At 39.9% G+C, this 2,546-nt stretch carries 2 protein-coding genes and 1 pseudogene; 1 reads left to right on the top strand and 2 read right to left on the bottom strand.

Going from position 1 to position 2,546, the window contains the following annotated elements:
- Nucleotides 1–392: 392 nt before the first annotated feature.
- Nucleotides 393–1,409 carry a hypothetical protein gene (locus L4C32_RS20450; protein WP_428198735.1) on the bottom strand — a complete coding sequence of 339 codons (1,017 nt, stop codon included), beginning with the start codon at nt 1,407–1,409 and terminating at the stop codon, nt 393–395.
- 255 nt (nt 1,410–1,664) lie between these two features.
- Between L4C32_RS20450 and L4C32_RS20445 the strand changes: the two are divergent.
- Nucleotides 1,665–1,781 (top strand): annotated as a pseudogene (locus L4C32_RS20445) (transposase); the annotation flags it as partial.
- A gap of 571 nt (nt 1,782–2,352) precedes the next feature.
- Here L4C32_RS20445 and L4C32_RS20440 read toward each other — a convergent pair.
- Nucleotides 2,353–2,546, bottom strand: a 194-nt coding sequence (locus tag L4C32_RS20440; protein WP_428198734.1) for a hypothetical protein, incomplete at its 5' end; no start/stop codon positions are given.

The following is a 2,546-nucleotide window of genomic DNA, read 5'->3' as shown; positions in this document are numbered from 1 at the left end:
AAACTGGCCCGAATTATCTGGGCGGTACTCTCGAAACAAACACCTTATGATGGCAAATTAGCTTGCGCTAATTAGCGCAATACTCAACACTTTTTTTAACGGTATAACAGTGATGAATTAAACGGTTTGTCTTATTCAAAACCTGGTCGGGACAGCGGTTATCGAAACCATGTGTGTGTTGAGGGGGATAAGACGTCAATTTGTATCTCATTAGGGCGCGGTAAAATGAATGCCATAAAGACGCCGGATATATGTCGCAAGACCGTGAACCACTGCTGTTTACCCACAACAATGGCCGACAATATGTAGACATCAACAGTTATTAAGAAAAAGAACATTGCCTTGCATTTAGCGAGGTGACCATATATGTCCCGCTAGTTTATTCTCGTTTATTATATGCGTATATTCTCGGTTTTTCTAAGAATTTCAGAAACATGCTTTGAATAAGACCCTGTAAAATACTCAGTTATTAATGGGTCCTTGGTACAAAACAAGCCTACAAATTCAACCCAATCATCGATAGATAAACTGTCATTAATTTTAAATAACTTTAAATACTGAGCCTTAACTTGACTCGTAGAGTTCTTGCCATACCCGAAAAACTGATCACGAACCTTGTAGTAATCTGATTCTTCGAACAATTGGATCGCACCATCAAAATGAGTAAACTCATTTTTGTTCACATCAAATTCTGCGTGCAGATACCTTGCAGGGTGGAGTTTACTAATACCGGTATCTAGAGTAATAGTCTCATCTCGAAACTCTATTAATTGAAAAGACCTTTTATTGCCTTCCGTATCCCATTTCACTTCAATAGAATATGCATTATTAAATACGAACGATTTCTGCAAATCACTGGTTTCTAGCGGAGTAACATGACGAGTTACACCATCTTTAATAGAGCTGATATCACCATCGAAATAAGGACCATACCAATAGTCTTTTTCACCATAAACTGAAGTATCGTTAGGTAATCTAACTCGATCTAAATCCAAAGCTAAGTAACAGCTAGCTTCACTGTTTTCATAACGCCACAGCGCACTTAAAAACGATGGTTCCCAATTAGCAGTGTCATTGTAACTTCGCCTAAAATAAGGAGATGCTAGTAACCCAAATTCGGGACCGAATACATAACCAAACTCTTCTACGTCATATTGCCCTCCATTTTTCAATGCATAGAAATCAATCAGCTTATCTTTATCAAGTCCTAAGTCTGGAAATAGACTCTGAACAAGACCATTAGACTTTGCAACAAGCCCTGTCTGGTAAGAAAAATTAAAATCGCCCTTTGTCAGCTTAATGCCCTTGCTCTCGCAATATGCGATGAATTTATGGACCTCATCCATTTGGGATTCCAGCTCCCTCAAGCGATCATGCTCCTGTTCAAGCTTCAATTCTTCGATATTCATTGATTATTCCAAATATGTGAAAGCATATAGACATAATGACCCCCACGAGGTGCTAGCCTCCAATTTCGTGGGTTAGCTTAAAGCCAGTGCCATAATTAGTGTGTAAACAACTAAATTTGGAGGATAGCATGAATAACGATAGCATAATTTTCATTGGCTTAGATACGCATAAGTCCTTTCTCCAAGTCACAATTCTACAAGGTCATCGCGGGGCTGTTCAGCAGTAGCAGCGTGACCTTTCGTTATAAAGAAGGCCAAACTCAAGCCACTAAAACACGCACTCTGCCTACCCTGAAGTTTTTGTGGCTCATCTTGCAGCATGTTTTGCCCAAAGGGTTACAACGGGTTCGGGATTATGGTTTTCTACGCGGAGAGCATTATCAGATGTCTGTCCCACTAGTTTGTCCACTAGTTTGCTTAACAGCAAAATAGATGAGAGGGAGATAGAGAGGGCAGCATTATCAGGTGTCTGTCCCGCTAGTTTTTACGATCTAACTGAAACTATGACACCATCCTGCTAGTGTTGCTACACCCCAGACACCCATCACATGCAAACGTCGTCTATACAGGCTCGTTCCTAGTAGAATCAATGGCATGAACATAACAGACAACAGAGCAAGAGGTGGAATCACTCTCCCAACATGTAGTCCAAAGTTAAAGACCATAATGGTACTAGCGATGAAGGAAAGCAGTATAAATAGCAGTAACTCCCATCGCTCACCTGCCTGCTTAAAAGCAAAATAGATGAGAGGGAGATAGAGGGGGATAGCATTATCAGGTGTCTGTCCCGCTAGTTTGCCGCTAGTTTAGTTCAATTTACTATATAGAGAGGGGCTTCGGGCTTGTTCAACACCTGAATAAGGTGTCGGCTACGCGACACCTATTCTTGTTTATTATGTTTATTTTTCACTCAATTTCCGAACTAAGACCGTTGAAATTTACGCTATAAATCAATGAAGTAGAAACATGGTTCATCGTCGTCAAATTCTGGCTCATCACCATCTGCGGCTTCAATAGCCAAATCATAGAAAAAAGACTGATTTTCATCGAAATTTTCTTCAGCATTTGCACGTGAATCATAGCTATTAAAGTGATTATTGATATCATTAACTGATACTGAAAATACACATCTAATAC

Origin of the sequence: Aliivibrio kagoshimensis (assembly GCF_050337105.1) — a bacterium.
Lineage (GTDB): Bacteria > Pseudomonadota > Gammaproteobacteria > Enterobacterales > Vibrionaceae > Aliivibrio_A > Aliivibrio_A kagoshimensis.
The sequence above is the reverse complement of the archived record's forward strand: the minus strand, read 5'-3'. Positions and strand labels throughout refer to the sequence as shown.